This is a genomic window from Antarcticimicrobium sp. (assembly GCF_029212575.1).
In the GTDB taxonomy this organism is placed as follows: Bacteria; Pseudomonadota; Alphaproteobacteria; order Rhodobacterales; family Rhodobacteraceae; genus Antarcticimicrobium.
In genome coordinates, this window is record NZ_JARGPK010000037.1 from 1 (window position 1) to 16,958 (window position 16,958).

The following is a 16,958-nucleotide window of genomic DNA, read 5'->3' on the forward strand; positions in this document are numbered from 1 at the left end:
CATGCCGGATTGCTACGCGCGCGCCGACGGATCGGCAAGCCGGATTTGCCACCGCAAGCTGCCGGGGAGGGGCGAATGCCGATGTTCCGGAACGTCAGTCATTGCCAAGCCCCCCCGTGGTTTGGCAGGAATTGCGTGGGAGGAAATTGGGCAACAGGCGGGATCGAACCGATTGCGCGTCGCTCAGGCTTCTCGACATTCGAATTCACCCGGGCCGCAGCGGCCCGACGGCAACCCCGAGGAGTGCGCCATGCTTGGCCAGATGATGACCAAACCCCTGCTGATTTCGTCCCTGATCGACCATGCCGAACGGTATCACGGCGAAACGCCGATCATCTCGGTGAACACCACCGGCGGCGGTGCCGAGGAAACCAGCTGGGGCGCGGTGGCGAAAAACGCGCGCCGGCTCGGTTCGGCGTTGAGCAAGCTGGGGCTCGACCCGCAGGCCCGCTGCGCCACCATCGCCTGGAACAACCGGCGTCACCTGGAAATCTACTACGGGGTGTCCGGCGCCGGCTTCGTCTGCCACACCATCAACCCGCGACTGTTCCCCGAGCAGCTGGTCTACATCGTCAACCATGCCGAGGACAAGGTACTGTTCGTCGATGCCACCTTCCTGCCGCTGGTGGTGAAGCTGCGCGACCAACTGCCCGGCCTCGATCATGTGGTCCTTATGGGGCCGCACGACGATCAGATGGCGGAGCAACTGCCCGGGCTGAAATTCTACGACGATGTCCTGCATGACGGCGATCCGGATTTCGCCTGGCCGGAGTTCGACGAGAACACCGCCTCGTCGCTGTGCTATACATCGGGGACCACGGGCAACCCCAAGGGCGTTCTCTATTCACACCGCTCGACGGTGCTGCATGCCTTTGCGTCGAACACCAGCGACGTGATCGGCTATTCGGCGATGGACGTGGTGATGCCGGTGGTGCCGATGTTCCACGTCAACGCCTGGGGTTCGCCCTATGGCTGTGCCATGTCCGGGGCATCGCTGGTGCTGCCGGGGCCGGACCTGCACGGCGAGGCGCTGGTCAAGCTGATCGACGGACATGACGTGACCCTGGCCATGGGGGTGCCGACGATCTGGCTGGGTCTGCTGGGATATGCCCGGCAGGCAGGCTCGAAACTGGACAGCCTGACGCGCACGGTGATCGGCGGCTCGGCCTGCCCGCCGTCGATGATCAAAGAGTTCCGCGACACCTACGGGGTGGAGACGGTGCACGCCTGGGGCATGAGCGAGATGAGCCCGCTGGGCACCTCGAACCAGCCGCTGGCCAAGCACAGGGCGCTGACCGAGGAGGCCCGGCACAAGCTGCGCGAGAACCAGGGCCGACCGCCGTTCGGCGTGGAGCTGAAGATCGTCGATGACCACGGCAACACCCTGCCCAATGACGGCGAGGCGCAGGGCGACCTGATGGTGCGCGGCCACTGGGTGCTGGACAGCTATTTCCGTATGGGCGACCAGGACATCCTGGAGGATGGCTGGTTCGCCACCGGCGACGTGGCGACGCTGGACCCGGACGGGTACATGACCATCCGCGACCGCTCCAAGGACATCATCAAATCCGGCGGTGAATGGATCAGCTCGGTCGAGCTGGAGAACATCGCCATGGGGCACCCCAAGCTGGCCAATGCGGCGGTGATCGGTGTGCCGCACCCGAAATGGGACGAGCGCCCGGTGCTGGTCGCCGTGCCCGCCGAAGGGGAAACCGTGACCGAGGACGAGCTGCGCGCCTATTACGAGGACAAGATCGCCGGCTGGCAGATCCCCGACCGTGTGGTGTTCACCGAGGCGCTGCCGCTCAATGCCACCGGCAAGGTGCTCAAGCGGACCCTGCGCGAGCTCTACGGCGACCTGCTGCAGGAGGGGTGAGGCCCGTCTCGGAAACCGTCCGGGGGACGGTTTCAGGGCCGAACGGGCGGAGCCCTGGCAAGGGCCCGTCTCGGAAACCCTCAAGGAAGATCGCGAAAGGCGCCGCTGGCGCCTTTTTCTTTGAGCGTTCCCCCTCATTTCTTTGAGCATGCCCCCTCCCTGACCCTCCCCCTCCGAGGGGGAGGGGACGCAAGCGGCGGCCGGGATCTGGGGGGCCGGTCTTGGGCATGTCGCGGGCGCTATCGGGCAAGCGCGGCGGCGCGTCAGGCGCATGCCTGTGGCTCGGTCGATCAGGTTAGTCTATGTTGAGGAGGGCCTGGAGCGGGTAACGAGAATCGAACTCGTAACTTAAGCTTGGGAAGCTCGCGTGATACCTTTTCACCATACCCGCGCTCTGAAGGTCCGAAATACGCCCGGCGTGCGGGCGCGTCAAGGGGCGAAGCGGGCGGATCGGCCGGCATGTCCGCTCACGCAGCGGCACCTCCACCGCGAAATCTCAGGCCAACGCTGGCAGGTCTTTTTCTGGCCCGAAATACTCCCGCCGGAGGCCCGCCCCGAAGGGGCGGTCACCCGCGCCGACGGCGGCGTCGTCCACCAGACTCGCCCCCTCCGCCGGCGTTGAAACTGGGGCTGGGCAATTGCACCACCTTTGCCAGTTCCGGAAACGGGTCGGTCTTGTGCGGGATGGCGTTGGCGGCGACGAAATGCTCCTGGAACTTCGGCTCGATCGCGGTTTCCACCTTGGTGATCTCGCGCACGGTTCTCTCGATCTCGGCGCGCGCGGCGATGTTGCACAGCGCGATGCGCGCCCCGGTCCCGGCGGCGTTGCCGGCGCTGGTGACCTTGTCGAGCGGCGCGTCGGGGATCATGCCCAGAACCATGGCGTGCTTTGTCGAGATATGCGCGCCGAATGCCCCGGCGAGCACCACGCGGTCCACCTTGTCCACGCCCATCTCGTCCATCAGCAGGCGCGCGCCGGCATAAAGCGCCGACTTGGCCAGCTGGATGGCGCGGATGTCGCCCTGGGTGACGGTGATGCGTGGCCCGCCCTGATCGCTGGCATCGTGGATCAGGTAGGAATGCGTGCGTCCCTCGGGCAGGCAGCGGGGAGTGCCGGTCTGCTCGGCCGATCCGATCAGGCCGGAGCCGTCGACCAGCCCCGCGATGCGCATTTCCGCCACCGCCTCGATGATGCCCGAGCCGCAGATACCGGTGATGCCGGTGGTCGCAGTGGCGGCGTCAAAGCCGGGATCGGTCGACCACAACTCGCAGCCGATCACCTTGAAACGCGGCTCCTTGGTCTCCGGGTCGATCTCGACCCGTTCGATGGCGCCGGGCGCGGCGCGTTGGCCGGCGCTGATCTGTGCCCCCTCGAAGGCCGGGCCGGTGGGCGAGGAACAGGCGAGCACGCGGGTCTTGTTACCCAGCAGCAGCTCGGCGTTGGTGCCCACGTCCACGATCAGCACCAGGTCCTCGGACTTGCCCGGTTGCTCCGACAGCGCCACGGCGGCGGCGTCCGCCCCCACGTGGCCCGCGATGCAGGGCAGCAGGTATATGCGCGCGCGCGGGTTCATCGCGTCAAGCCCCATCTCCAGCGCGCCCAGCCGCATGGAATCGGAGGAGGCCAGCGCAAAGGGCGCCTGTCCCAGCTCTACCGGGTCGAGGCCCAGCAGCAGGTGATGCATCACCGGGTTGCAGACGAACACCGTTTCCAGGATCAGGCCCGGGTCGATGTTACCCTCTTCGGCGATGGTGCGGGTCAGGTCGTTTAGTGCCTCGCGCACCGCCGCCGTCATCTCCTTGTCGCCGCCGGGGTTCATCATCGCGTAGGAGACCCGGCTCATCAGGTCCTCGCCGAAGCGGATCTGCGGGTTCATGATGCCGGAGGAGGCGATCACCGCGCCGGTGTCCAGATCGGTCAGATGCGCGGCGATGGTGGTCGAGCCGAGGTCGATGGCCAGCCCGTAAAGCCCGCCCTCGTGCAACCCGGGCCAGATCTCGGTGATGCGAGCGGCGCCGCCGGCGTGATCGCGGTAGAGCGCAACGGTGACCTGCCACTTTCCCTTGCGCAGGGTGGGCTGGAGTTTCGACAGCAGGGTCAGATCGGCGGTAACGCTCTCGATCCCCCATTGCTCGCGCAGGGCGCGTTCCAACCGCTCCAGATCGCCGGTGGGCGAATGCATGTCGGGTTCGTCCACCTCGACGAAAAACAGCCGCGTGGCCGGGTCCATGGTGATGGCGCGCACGGCGGCGGCCTTGCGCACCACCTGGCGGTGAACCTGGCTTTCGGGGGGCACGTCGATCACCACGTCGCCCTGGATCGTCGCCTGACAGCCCAGCCGGCGCCCCGGCTTCAGCCCGCGCTTGTCGTCATAGCGTTGCTCGACAGCGTTCCACTCCGACAGCGCGCCCTCGCGCACGGTGACACCATGTTTGGGAAATTCGCCATAGGACGGGGTGACCTGGCATTTCGAACAGATGCCGCGCCCGCCGCAGACCGAATCCAGATCGACTCCGAGCTGGCGCGCGGCGGTCAGGACCGGGGTGTCCTTGGGGAAATGCCCGCGTTTGCCGGAGGGGGTGAAGACGACGAGGGGATCGGTGCTCATGATCGGCCTGTAATTGTTGGGTGTTCGCGCAGGGGCAACTTACCCTTTTGCGGCCTGGGCGAAAGGGCGGATGCGGCAAATCCCGGTCTGGCCGCGTCACGCCGGCCCGTTGCCGCCCCCGTTGGCGCCCTCGAAGACGTAGCCGAGAAGGTTCAGAAGCACCTGCGCGGCCAGGACCGAGGTCACCTCGGCCGGATCATAGGGCGGGGCGACCTCGACCAGGTCGATGCCGACGATCTCATGGCTCTGCGCCACCCGCTGCAGGATCTCAATCACCTCGTAATAGAGGAACCCGCCGTGGCTGGGGGTGCCGGTGCCCGGCGCGATCGAGGGGCAGAAGCCGTCGATGTCGATGGTGATATAAACCCGCGCACCTTGCGGAATGCGTGCTGCGGTGGCCTCGGGCCCCAGCGCGCGCACCTGCCGCACCGACAGGATGTCCGAGCCCATCTTGCGGGCGTCGTCATAGCCCTCTTTCGTGGTCGAGGAGACGTTGCGGATGCCAAGTTGGGTCAGCCCGGTCACGTAATCATGATCGGCGGCGCGGCGCATCGGGCTGCCGTGACCGTGGCGCACCCCGTGGCGTTCATCGACGAAATCGAGGTGCGCGTCGATCTGCAGCACGTGGATCTCGCCGCGGCCTTGATACGCATTGATGCAGGGGATGGTGATCGAATGGTCTCCGCCGATGGTCACCGGCAGGGCGCCGGCGTCGAGGATGGCGCGCACGCCGGTCTCGATGTTGGCATGGCTTTTCGCGGTGTCGGTATGGACGATGTCGGCATCGCCGATATCGACGATGCGGATATCGGGGCCGAGATAGGTCCTGTCGTCCTCGTGGTCATAGGCGCCGGCATGGCCGAAGCTGAACAGCGTGCTCGCCTCGCGCACCCCGCGCGGGCCGAACCGCGCGCCGGCGCGCCACTGGGTGCCGAAGTCATACGGCGCGCCGAGGATCGCCGCGTCGGCCTCGATCGCCGACCAGTCCTGCACATAGGGCCGCTTGCCGAAGGTCGGGATGCCGACGAAGGGCAGGTTGAGGCGGCCCTTGTCGTAGTCGTGGGTTGTCATCGCGCCGTGCTCCGCCGGTTGGGTCTGTCGGCTCAGGCTGCGACCAATGCGCCGCGGCGGCAAGGGGCGAATTGGCCTTTTCTCTTTCGGCCTTCCATGTAATAGGGAAGCGCCAAACGATGCCATGCCAGGAGATGTCCTATGGAGATTCGTGAGGCGCTGACCTTCGATGATGTTTTGCTTGTTCCCGGGGCCTCCTCGGTTCTGCCGTCCACGGCGGATACCGCGACGCAGGTGACCCGGACGATCCGGATGAACATCCCGCTGCTGTCCTCTGCGATGGATACGGTGACGGAATCGCGCATGGCCATCGCCATGGCCCAGGCCGGGGGAATCGGGGTAATCCACAAGAACCTCGACACCCTGGCACAGGCGCAGGAGGTCCGGCGGGTCAAGCGGTTCGAGAGCGGCATCGTCTACAACCCGATCACCCTGACCCCCAAGCAGACGCTGGCCGACGCCAAGGCACTGTGCGAGCGCTACGGCTTTACCGGGTTTCCGGTGGTCGACGAGAAGGGTCGCGTGGTCGGCATCGTCACCAACCGCGACATGCGCTTTGCCACCAGCGACGAGACGCCGGTGCATGTTATGATGACCTCCGATAACCTGGCGATCCTGCGCGAGCCGGCCGACCGCGAGGAGGCGATCAGCCTGATGAAGGGGCGGCGGATCGAGAAGCTGCTGGTCACCAATGGCGAGGGAAAACTGACCGGGCTGCTCACCCTCAAGGACACCGAAAAGGCGGTGTTGAACCCGACCGCCTGCAAGGACCATCTCGGCCGGTTGCGGGTGGCGGCGGCCACCTCGGTCGGCGATGCCGGATTCGAGAGGTCGGGCGAATTGATCGATGCCGGGGCGGACGTGATCGTGGTCGATACCGCGCACGGCCATTCGGCGGGCGTGATCGAGGCAGTGCGGCGGGTGAAATCGCTGTCGAACGAGGTCCAGGTGATCGCCGGCAATGTCGCCACCGCCGAGGCCACCCGAGCGCTGATCGATGCGGGCGCGGATGCGGTCAAGGTCGGTATCGGGCCGGGCAGCATCTGCACCACGCGGATGGTCGCCGGGGTGGGCGTGCCGCAGCTGACCGCGATCATGGATTGCGCCAGCGCCGCCGGTAACGTGCCGGTGATCGCCGATGGCGGCATCAAGTTCTCCGGCGATTTCGCCAAGGCGATCGCCGCCGGCGCCTCCTGCGCCATGGTCGGCAGCATGATCGCCGGCACCGACGAGAGCCCGGGCGAGGTGATCCTCTACCAGGGCCGCAGCTTCAAATCCTATCGCGGCATGGGCTCGCTCGGCGCGATGGCGCGCGGGTCTGCCGACCGGTATTTCCAGAAGGATGCTGCCAGCGACAAGCTGGTGCCCGAGGGGATCGAGGGGCAGGTGCCCTACAAGGGAACCGCCAACGCGGTGATCCACCAACTGGTCGGGGGGTTGCGCGCGGCGATGGGCTATACCGGCTGCGCCACCGTCGAGGAAATGCGCAGCAACTGCAAATTCGTGCGGATCTCCGGCGCGGGGCTGAAGGAAAGTCATGTGCACGACGTGCAGATCACCCGCGAGTCGCCAAACTATCGCATCGGATGAACCGGGCGGTGATCGGCATTGCGCGATTTCGGGCCGATGCGGCCCTTGCGCGGATGGTCGGTGAGCGCCGGATGATCCGGGCAGGGGCAGCCCCGCGTCCGGCCGCCAGGGGCCCGGGTTGCCGGAGCCTTTCGCGATGACCCCGGCGGCGCGGATGCAGGCCGCGATCGAGATCCTTGATGCCAACCTTGCCGGAACACCCGCCGAACAGGCTCTGACCGGCTGGGCGCGGCGCAGCCGCTTTGCCGGTTCCAAGGACCGCGCGGCGGTGCGCGATCATGTCTTTGACGTGCTGCGGTGTCGCCGTTCCCTGGCGGCGCTTGGCGGCGGCGAGACCGGCCGGGCGCTGATCCTGGGGGCCTGCCGCCGCGACGGGGTGGATCCCGATACGCTCTTTTCCGGCCAGGGTTATGCCCCGGCGCCGCTCACCGAAGAAGAGCGCGCGGCCGGGAAGCCACCGGCCGAGGGGCCCGAGGTGCTGGACATCCCCGACTGGCTCTGGACCGCGTTCCGCGACAGCCTCGGCGCGGCGGCCGAGACCTGCGCCCGTGCGTTGCAACACCGCGCGCCCGTGTTCCTGCGCGTCAACCTGGCTAGGACGGACCGCGATGCGGCGGCCGCAGCACTGGCCGCCGAAGGGGTCGGGACGCAGCCCGCCGCCTCGGCGGATACCGCGCTTGAGGTTCTGGCGGGGGCGCGGCGCATCCGCAACTGCGCGGCCTACCGCGACGGGCTGGTGGAGTTGCAGGACGCCGCCAGCCAGGCATTGGTCGAGGCGCTGCCGCTGGCCGGGGGCGAGCGGGTGCTGGATTACTGCGCCGGCGGCGGCGGCAAGACGCTGGCCATCGGGGCGCGGGCGAAGGTGACGCTGTTTGCCCATGACGCCGCGCCCCAGCGGATGCGCGATCTGCCGGACCGCGCCGGGCGTGCGGGGCTGGCGGTCGATCTGCTGGACGCGGACGGCATTGCACGCGAGGCGCCCTTCGACCTGGTGCTCGGCGACGTGCCCTGTTCCGGCAGTGGTGCGTGGCGGCGCGCGCCGGAGGGCAAGTGGCGCCTGACGCCGGACATGCTGGACGATCTGGCCGCGACGCAGGCCGAAATCCTCGACCGGGCCGCCGATCTGGTCGCGCCGGGAGGCGTGCTGGCCTATGCCACCTGTTCGCTGCTGGCGCGGGAAAACGGCGATCAGATCGCCGGTTTTCTGGACCGACATCCCGGCTGGCGCTGCACCTGGCAACATTCGTGGCCGGTTGCCGACGGGCATGACGGGTTCTTCTCGGCGCACTTGACCCGTGCCGCGGACCGGGCATAATCGCCTTTGGGTGGAAAATCAGCGCGTTAAACCGGGTTTAACCGCTGTGCCGCGAAATGGGTGGTAACGAATCCCCACGGACGGAGCCAGAATGTGACCAGCCGCCCGATCAACGCCAGAACGCTTCTTCCTCTTCCCGCGCCGGAGCAGGCGCGCGTCGCTGCCGTACTGGTGCTGGCGGTCTGCCTGTTGGCGGGCGGGGTGTGGATGCTGCCGCCCGGGTTGCCCGCCCGGATGCTGACCGTCGCGGGGGTGACCCTGGTCGCGGTCAGCCTGGGGATGGCGCTGCGGCGGCTGGTGGCGCGGCGCGGGCTGGACATCGCCAATGACATGCTGGAGGGCTTCATCGAGAACGACGCTGCGGCCAGTATCATCACCGATGCCGATGGCGCGATCCTGGCCCGCAACGCCGCCGCCGAGGCCCTGTTTCCCGAAACCGAAAGCGAAACGCTGGCCGCCACCCTGCGCGGGGTACTTGCCAATCCCTCGTCGGTCCTGTTCCGGTTGCAGCGCCACGCGGAACAGAACGGGGCCGCGCATGAGGATATCGTGACGCGGCGCGGCCACGTCCGGCTGGCGGTGCACCGGACCGGGAAACAGGGCTTTTTGTGGCGGGTCGAGGACATGTCGGAACGACCGCACGCCGGCGCCAGCGCGGCGACCTTCCCGGTGCCGCTGATCTCGCTGGGGCGGTCCGGAACCGTGCTCTTCATGAACGAGGCGGCACGGGCACTGGCCGGGCAGCGGGTGAAATCGCTGGACCGGCTGTTTCCGTCGTTGCCGCTGAGTCCCGGCAAGGTCAACGTGATGTCGACCAGGGAGGGGTTGCGCGACGTGCTGGTGGCCGAGTTTTCCGGCAGCGCCGGGCGGCGCGAGCTGTTTTTCCTGCCGTCCGAGGGGGCGGGCGGGGAGACGCGCGCATCGGGATTCGAGACTCTGCCGGTGGCGATGCTCAAGGTGGGAACGGATGGCCGAATCCTCGCCGCCAACCGACTGGCGGTCGATCTGCTGGGGGGGGCGCCCGGCGAGAATGCGACGCTGGATTCCATGATGCAGGGTCTGGGCCGTCCCTTGATGGATTGGCTGCGCGAAACCGCGGCGGACCGGGGGGCCGGGCAGACATCGGAGTTCCTTCGGCTGACGCGCAAGGACAAGGAGATCTTTGTCCAGGTCAGCCTGAGCCGGGTGGTCGAGAACGGAACCTCGATCCTGATCGCGGTGCTGAACGATGCCACCGAACTGAAGACTCTGGAGGCCCAATTCGTCCAGAGCCAGAAGATGCAGGCGATCGGCCAACTCGCCGGCGGAATCGCGCATGATTTCAACAACCTGCTGACAGCGATTTCGGGGCATTGCGACCTGCTTCTGCTGCGCCACGACCAGGGCGATCAGGATTTCGGCGATCTGGAGCAGATCCGCCAGAACGCCAACCGGGCGGCGGCGCTGGTGGGGCAATTGCTCGCCTTTTCGCGCAAGCAGACGCTCCGGCCCGAGGTGCTGGACCTGCGCGATACGCTGTCGGACCTGACCCATCTGCTGAACCGGCTGGTGGGCGAGAAGGTGACCCTGACGCTCAGCCACGATCCGGTGCTGCGCCCGATCCGGGCCGACAAGCGGCAGCTGGAGCAGGTTCTGATGAACCTGGTGGTGAATGCCCGCGATGCTATGCCGCAAGGGGGGGAGATCCGGATCGAGACCGAGGTGGTGACCCTGGACGAGCCGATGCGGCGCGACCGGGCAATGGTGCCGCCGGGGGACTACGTGACCGTCAAGGTGCGGGACGAGGGGGTGGGAATCCCCGGCGACGACATGCCGAAGGTGTTCGAGCCGTTTTTCACCACCAAGCGCCCGGGCGAGGGCACCGGGCTCGGCCTGTCGACCGCCTATGGCATCATCAAACAGACCGGCGGGTTCATCTTCGTCGACAGTGTCGAGGGAAGCGGCACCGAATTCACCCTGTTCTTCCCCGCGTTCAACCGAAGCGACGCCGAAATGCCGGCCGTCGCGGCCCCGTCCGGCACCGCGTCGCACCAGGGCGATGGCGTGGTCCTGCTGGTCGAGGACGAGGCGCCGGTGCGGGCCTTTGCCGCCCGTGCGCTGCGCCTGCGCGGCTATACCGTGCTCGAGGCGGAATCGGCCGAGGATGCTCTGCAGATGCTCGATGATCCGCTGCTGAGGGTGGATGTCTTCGTCACCGATGTGGTGATGCCCGGTATGGACGGGCCAAGCTGGGTCCGCAAGGCCCGCGAACAGCGCCCCGAGGTGCGGGTGGTCTTTGTCTCGGGCTATGCCGAGGGGGCCTTCGGCGAGGCGGAGCCGGAGGTTCCAAACTCGGTGTTTCTGCCCAAACCCTTCTCTCTCACCCAGTTGGCCGAAACCGTGTACGAACAGATGCACTGAGACCGGCGGCGGCAAGGCGGTGAAACATGGGCGTCAGCCGATGCTGTCGTAGAGCGCGAACTCCTCGGCGCATTTGCGGCGCAGGCGGGCCTCGACCGAGGGCGAAAGGACCAGGTCCATCGTCGGCGAGACGTTCTCGCGCGCGGTTTCGATCCGGGTGCCGAGGCGCGCCTCCAGAAACCGGACCAGCGCCGGCTGATCCTCGTAGCGGAACAGATGGGTCACGCGCACCCCGTTTGGGCGCGGCTCAAGAAACTTGGCCTGGCTGCCGACATTGGCAAACCCGGGCTTCTCGCCCTTGAGATAGGCGGCGACGAAATCGTCGAAGCTCACGTCGTGGGTCGAGTTGGGATTTCCCTGCATGAAGGGGCGGCGGCGGTAGCGATACCAGCTTCCCAGCCAGCTGATGGGGTCGCGCATCACGGCCAGAGTCTCCATCTCGGTATGGCAGACCTTCTCGAACATCGGGCGGAAGAACCGGTTGTAGCGGTAGACCGGCGCGTGTTTCAGTTCCGGGGGATCGGAAATGACGATATCGGCGCGATCCCTCAGGGCGGTCTCATAGGCCGTCGTCCCGGTTTTCGGAACCGAAAGGAAGACAAGACGTTCCTTATGAAAAACAAGCATCTAACCTTGTACCCTTTCCCGATGAGATGCCCAAGACTGCCGTAAACGCAAATTTAACTCAATTGCGAAAGAGTTTCGGGGTGCAAGTTTTCCATTGATATGTTCTCTCTTTACCCCCATAAGGAACAAGGGGTGAACAAACCGACGATTGCCGCCCGGGTCCGGGTGTGACAATAAGAAAGGTGAACGGGATTATGGCGGATCTTCTGACGATGAGCAGCAAGCAGAGCGCGGACAAGCAAAAGGCGTTGGAAAGCGCGCTGGCCCAGATTGAACGGCAGTTCGGCAAGGGGTCGATCATGAAACTGGGCGGTGACAACCCGCTGCCGGAGATCGAGGTCAGTTCCACCGGCTCGCTCGGGCTGGATATCGCGCTCGGCATCGGCGGGTTGCCGATGGGGCGCATCGTCGAGATCTATGGGCCGGAAAGCTCGGGCAAGACCACGCTGACCCTGCACTGCATCGCCGAACAGCAGAAAAAGGGTGGCGTCTGTGCCTTTGTCGATGCCGAACATGCGCTGGATCCGCTTTATGCCCGCAAGCTGGGCGTGGATCTGGACGAACTGCTGATTTCGCAGCCCGACACCGGCGAGCAGGCTCTGGAAATCACCGACACGCTGGTGCGCTCGGGCGCGGTGAACATGGTTGTCGTCGATTCGGTTGCCGCGCTGACTCCGAAGTCGGAGCTGGAGGGCGACATGGGCGATTCCAGCGTCGGCGTGCAGGCCCGGCTGATGAGCCAGGCGATGCGCAAGCTGACCGGTTCGATCAGCCGGTCCAACTGCATGGTGATCTTCATCAACCAGATCAGGATGAAGATCGGCGTGATGTTCGGCAGCCCGGAGACAACGTCGGGCGGCAATGCGCTCAAGTTCTACTCTTCGGTCCGGCTGGACATTCGCCGCATCGGCTCGATCAAGGACCGCGACGAGGTGGTCGGCAACGCCACGCGGGTCAAGGTGGTCAAGAACAAGGTTGCGCCGCCGTTCAAGCAGGTGGAATTCGACATCATGTATGGCGAGGGCATCTCGAAGATGGGCGAATTGCTGGATCTCGGCGTTGCGGCGGGTGTGGTCAACAAGTCCGGGTCCTGGTTCAGCTATGGCGACGAACGTATCGGTCAGGGGCGCGAGAACGCCAAGCAGTTCCTGCGCGAACACGGTGCCACCGCGCTGGAGATCGAGGACAAGATCCGCGCCGCCCATGGGCTGGATTTCCATATCGGATCCTCGGGCGACGAAGACGATAATATCCTCGAGGCCTGAACCAAAGGCGCCCGGGCCGATTCCTTGCGGCCGGAGATCCGAATGACCACGGGGCGTGCCGGTTCGGCGCGCCCCGTTTGCATCGCCCGTTCGCGGGGCCGGTTTGCAGGATGGGTGCGCCGGCTGTGGACAGTGCGGAGGTGGGGGGATAAACCTGCGCAAACCGGGTTTCCCGGCCACCCATTCAGCCCGCCAAGAGACATGCAATGCCCACGTTGAACGACATTCGATCGACCTTTCTGACCTATTTCGCCAAGCAGGGGCACGAGGTCGTGGACAGCAGCCCGCTGGTGCCGCGCAACGACCCCACGCTGATGTTCACCAATGCCGGCATGGTTCAGTTCAAGAACCTGTTCACCGGGGTCGAGCACCGCGATTACAAACGCGCCGCCACGGCGCAGAAATGCGTGCGCGCGGGCGGCAAGCACAACGACCTGGACAACGTCGGCTATACCGCCCGCCACCATACGTTTTTCGAGATGCTGGGCAATTTCTCCTTCGGGGATTACTTCAAGGATGACGCGATCCGCTTTGCCTGGGAACTGATCACCAGGGAATACGGCATCAACCGCGACAAGCTCCTGGTCACGGTCTACCACACCGATGACGAGGCGGCCGAGATCTGGAAAAAGGTCGCCGGGTTCTCCGACGACCGGATCATCCGCATCCCGACCAATGACAATTTCTGGATGATGGGCGCCACCGGCCCCTGCGGCCCCTGCACCGAGATCTTCTACGACCATGGAGAGCAGCACTGGGGCGGCCCTCCGGGCAGCCCGGATGAGGACGGCGATCGCTTTGTCGAGATCTGGAACCTGGTCTTCATGCAATACGAGCAGTTCGAGGACGGCAGCCGCCGCGAGCTGGCGGCACAGTCGATCGACACCGGCATGGGGATCGAGCGGGTGGCCGCGCTGCTACAGGGTACCAACGACAACTACGCCACCGATCTGATGCGCAGCCTGATCGAAGCCAGCGCCGATGCCACCGGCACCGATCCCGATGGCGACGGCAGCGTGCATCACCGGGTGATCGCCGACCATCTGCGCTCGACCTCTTTCCTGATTGCCGACGGGGTGATGCCCGCGAACGACGGCCGCGGCTACGTGCTGCGTCGGATCATGCGCCGGGCGATGCGGCATGCGCACCTTTTGGGCACCAGAGATCCGCTGATGCACCGGCTGGTGCCGGCGCTGGTGCGCCAGATGGGCGCGGCCTATCCGGAACTGGGCCGGGCGCAGGCGCTGATCGAGGAAACGCTGCAACTGGAGGAAACCCGGTTCAAGCAGACGCTGGACCGCGGGCTGAAGTTGCTGGACGATGAGCTTGCGGATCTGCCCGAGGAGGCCGCGCTGCCGGGGCAGGCGGCGTTCAAATTGTACGATACCTACGGCTTTCCGCTCGATTTGACCCAGGATGCGCTGCGTGAAAAGGGCCGGGTGGTCGATACCGAGGGCTTTGACGAGGCGATGGCCGAGCAGAAGGCCAAGGCGCGCGCCGCCTGGGCCGGCTCGGGCGAATCCGCCGACGCGACGATCTGGTACGACATCGCCGAACACCAGGGCACGACCGATTTCCTCGGCTACGACACCGAGAGCGCCGAGGGGCAGATCGTGGCGCTGGTGCGCGACGGCGACGGGGTCGAGCGCGCCAAGGCCGGCGAGACCGTGCAGATCGCCCTGAACCAGACCCCGTTTTACGCCGAGTCTGGCGGCCAGGTGGGCGATACCGGCGTGATCCGCACCGAGGGTGGCCTCGCCCGGGTGACCGACACCCGAAAGAGCGCGGGCGTCTTCATCCATTTCGCCGAAGTGACAGAGGGCGAGATCGCCAGGGGCGCCGCGGCGGTGCTGGAGGTCGATCATGCCCGCCGGACCGCGATCCGCGCCAACCACTCGGCCACCCACCTGCTGCACGAGGCGCTGCGCCATGCGTTGGGGGATCACGTGGCGCAGCGCGGCTCGCTCAATGCCGCCGACCGGCTGCGGTTCGATTTCAGCCATGCCAAGGCGCTGTCAGACGAGGAGCTGGAGCGGGTCGAGGCCGAGGTCAACGACTACATCCGCCAGAACGCGCCGGTGGAAACCCGGATCATGACGCCCGACGATGCCCGGGACCTGGGCGCGCAGGCGCTCTTTGGTGAGAAATACGGCGACGAGGTACGCGTCGTCTCGATGGGCGAGCAACCGGGCTCCGGCAAGGGCGGCGACGGGCGAACCTATTCGCTGGAGCTTTGCGGCGGCACCCATGTCAGGCGCACCGGCGATATCGGTGAGTTCGTTCTGCTCGGTGACAGCGCCAGCAGCGCCGGGGTACGCCGGATCGAGGCGCTGACAGGGCAGGGCGCGCAGACCTATACGGCGCGGATGCGTCAGCTCCTCTCCGAATTGCAGGGCGAGTTGAAGACCGCCCCAGAACAGATCGTCGACCGGGTGCGCGCCGATCAGGCCAGGATCAAGGAACTCAGCAACGAGCTTGCTCAGTTGCGCCGCGACCTGGCGATGGCCGGTGGCGGGCAGGCGGCGCCGGAGGCCAAGAACATTCGCGGGGTGAAGTTCCTCGCGCAGATCCTCACCGGCGTGACTGGCAAGGATCTGCCGCCGCTGATCGACGAGCACAAGGCGCGGCTGGGCAGCGGCGTGGTGCTGCTGATCGCCGATACCGGCGGCAAGGTGGCTGTGGCCGCGGGAGTGACCGATGATCTGACCGACAAGATCAAGGCGCCGGATCTGCTGCGCCCGGCGGTCGAGGCGCTCGGCGGCAAGGGCGGCGGCGGTCGGCCCGACATGGCCCAGGGCGGCGGCAATGATATCAGCAAGGCCGACGCGGCGATCCGCGCGGCGGAACAGGTGTTGGAGGGATAAGATGGCTGCACTCTGGATTGCGCATGTGACGGTGACCGACGCCGAGGCCTATGGCAAATACGCCGAGCTGGCCGGTCCGGCAATCGCCAAGCACGGCGGCGAATTCATCGCCCGGGGCGGCAAGTTCGTTCAGCTCGAGGGCAAGGAACGGCCGCGCAACGTGGTGGCCAGGTTCCCGACGGTGGAGGCTGCGGTGGACTGCTACAATTCGCCGGACTATCAGGAGGCGCTGAGCCACGCGCGCGGCGCCTCCGAGCGCGAATTGATGGTGGTGGAGACCAGCGAGTAGCGGCTTAAAGCAGCACATCCTCGACCAGCAGGGAAAACAGCTGCGATTTTCCCGTGACACCTGCCTTGCGGTAGATTGCGGTGCATTGCGCCTTGACGGTGCCTTCGCGCGTGTTGCGCAGCCCGGCAATTTCCGACTGCGACATTCCTTTCAACAGGAACCAGGCGACCTCGGTTTCCGCCGGGGTCAGCGACAGGCGGTCGAAATAGGCCTGCACGACCTTGGTGAATTCACCGGATGTCAGCCGGCGCGCGGATTCGGCGCGCCGCATTTCGCGCCCGGCGGTGCGGGCCAAACCCACGCCGAGCCCGGCCCCGATCACCAGGCCGAGGCTGGCGCCGATCTCGACCAGTTCCCGGGTCCGCCAGCGCAGCGGAAGGGTCGGAAGGCCCAGGATCGAGGCAAGGATTTCCCACAGGAAATAGGCCCCGCAAAAGGCCTGGATCACGACCAGACCCCATACAACGACAGGCCGGGTCAACACGCTGCGACCCTGCGATGGGCGTCGCTGCCGCATCGGTCGGAACAGGAAGCCGGGTTCATTCGCCGATCCCGCCGATCCCGCCAACCCCAGCCGAACCGCCAACCCCGCCGATCCCTCCGACGCCGGCACCAACCGCACCGCCCAGGGTTCCCGAAACGTCGGGAACATCGGTCAGCGTGTCGCCGGCATCATCGGGCGCATCATCGGGGGTGGCCGGATCAGGGATGGTGGGGGGAATGGGGGCGCTGTCGTCGAGCGGGAACAGTTGATCGCGCAGCACCTCGCCCGAGGTTCGGTTCAGGACGGTTTCGCGCAGGTAGGTCGCGCTTCGCGCGGTGATCACGATCCGCCCCAGCCAAGTCCGCCGGACATCCGATACCGTGTAGCCTTCGGCCTCGATTCGCGCGACGACCGGGTCGGCGATTTCCTGTCCGGCCAGGGCGGGCTGATGCCAGGCCAGCAGGGCAAGAAGGGCAAGTGCGGAAAGGCGGTTCACGGCGGCGACCTCGTCAAGAGACTGTTCGGGTACGATAGAGGGGCGCGGGCTGTCAATGCCCGCGCCCGAATC

Annotated in this window: 12 protein-coding genes and 1 tRNA gene; 7 read left to right on the forward strand and 6 right to left on the reverse strand. The window is 66.4% G+C overall.

Features of this window, described 5'->3' with window-relative positions; translation table 11 throughout:
* Window positions 1–250 precede the first annotated feature (250 nt).
* Complete coding sequence (locus P1U75_RS06835; RefSeq protein WP_300241332.1) at window positions 251–1,876, forward strand: long-chain-fatty-acid--CoA ligase; 1,626 nt, start codon at window positions 251–253, stop codon at window positions 1,874–1,876.
* 317 nt (window positions 1,877–2,193) lie between these two features.
* Here P1U75_RS06835 and P1U75_RS06840 read toward each other — a convergent pair.
* From P1U75_RS06840 to speB, 3 genes are all read right to left on the reverse strand, one after another.
* Window positions 2,194–2,267 (reverse strand) — tRNA-Gly (locus P1U75_RS06840).
* Between the two features lie 175 nt (window positions 2,268–2,442).
* On the reverse strand, window positions 2,443–4,485 hold the full coding sequence (locus tag P1U75_RS06845) for an ASKHA domain-containing protein (protein ID WP_300241334.1): 2,043 nt from the start codon (window positions 4,483–4,485) through the stop codon (window positions 2,443–2,445).
* Between the two features lie 96 nt (window positions 4,486–4,581).
* A complete protein-coding gene (gene speB / locus P1U75_RS06850) occupies window positions 4,582–5,556 on the reverse strand; it encodes an agmatinase (RefSeq protein ID WP_300241338.1) in 975 nt (324 codons plus the stop codon).
* 141 nt (window positions 5,557–5,697) lie between these two features.
* Between speB and guaB the strand changes: the two genes are divergently transcribed.
* The 3 genes from guaB to P1U75_RS06865 all read left to right on the forward strand — a co-directional run bounded on the left by guaB (window position 5,698) and on the right by P1U75_RS06865 (window position 10,861).
* On the forward strand, window positions 5,698–7,146 hold the full coding sequence (gene guaB / locus P1U75_RS06855; protein WP_300241340.1) for an IMP dehydrogenase: 1,449 nt from the start codon (window positions 5,698–5,700) through the stop codon (window positions 7,144–7,146).
* A gap of 136 nt (window positions 7,147–7,282) precedes the next feature.
* On the forward strand, window positions 7,283–8,461 hold the full coding sequence (locus P1U75_RS06860) for an RsmB/NOP family class I SAM-dependent RNA methyltransferase (protein WP_300241401.1): 1,179 nt from the start codon (window positions 7,283–7,285) through the stop codon (window positions 8,459–8,461).
* 207 nt (window positions 8,462–8,668) lie between these two features.
* Complete coding sequence (locus P1U75_RS06865; RefSeq protein WP_300241403.1) at window positions 8,669–10,861, forward strand: ATP-binding protein; 2,193 nt, start codon at window positions 8,669–8,671, stop codon at window positions 10,859–10,861.
* 33 nt (window positions 10,862–10,894) lie between these two features.
* On the opposite strand, the gene P1U75_RS06870 is transcribed toward P1U75_RS06865, so the two are convergent.
* Window positions 10,895–11,488 (reverse strand): sulfotransferase family 2 domain-containing protein, encoded by a 594-nt coding sequence (locus P1U75_RS06870; protein ID WP_300241342.1) that lies wholly within the window; start codon window positions 11,486–11,488, stop codon window positions 10,895–10,897.
* Between the two features lie 194 nt (window positions 11,489–11,682).
* On the opposite strand from P1U75_RS06870, the gene recA reads away from it, so the two are divergent.
* The 3 genes from recA to P1U75_RS06885 all read left to right on the forward strand — a co-directional run bounded on the left by recA (window position 11,683) and on the right by P1U75_RS06885 (window position 15,906).
* Window positions 11,683–12,753: a recombinase RecA gene (gene recA, locus P1U75_RS06875; protein ID WP_300241344.1), complete on the forward strand. Its 1,071-nt coding sequence runs from the start codon at window positions 11,683–11,685 to the stop codon at window positions 12,751–12,753.
* A gap of 206 nt (window positions 12,754–12,959) precedes the next feature.
* Window positions 12,960–15,617 carry an alanine--tRNA ligase gene (gene alaS, locus P1U75_RS06880; RefSeq protein ID WP_300241346.1) on the forward strand — a complete coding sequence of 886 codons (2,658 nt, stop codon included), beginning with the start codon at window positions 12,960–12,962 and terminating at the stop codon, window positions 15,615–15,617.
* Window position 15,618: 1 nt separating this feature from the next.
* Window positions 15,619–15,906 carry a DUF1330 domain-containing protein gene (locus P1U75_RS06885; protein WP_300241349.1) on the forward strand — a complete coding sequence of 96 codons (288 nt, stop codon included), beginning with the start codon at window positions 15,619–15,621 and terminating at the stop codon, window positions 15,904–15,906.
* A 4-nt stretch (window positions 15,907–15,910) separates the two neighbouring features.
* Here the strand turns inward: P1U75_RS06885 and P1U75_RS06890 are convergent, their stop codons facing one another.
* Window positions 15,911–16,354: a helix-turn-helix transcriptional regulator gene (locus P1U75_RS06890; protein WP_300241352.1), complete on the reverse strand. Its 444-nt coding sequence runs from the start codon at window positions 16,352–16,354 to the stop codon at window positions 15,911–15,913.
* Between the two features lie 91 nt (window positions 16,355–16,445).
* Window positions 16,446–16,886, reverse strand: a complete 441-nt coding sequence (locus P1U75_RS06895; protein WP_300241355.1) for a hypothetical protein — start codon at window positions 16,884–16,886, stop codon at window positions 16,446–16,448.
* Window positions 16,887–16,958 lie beyond the last annotated feature (72 nt).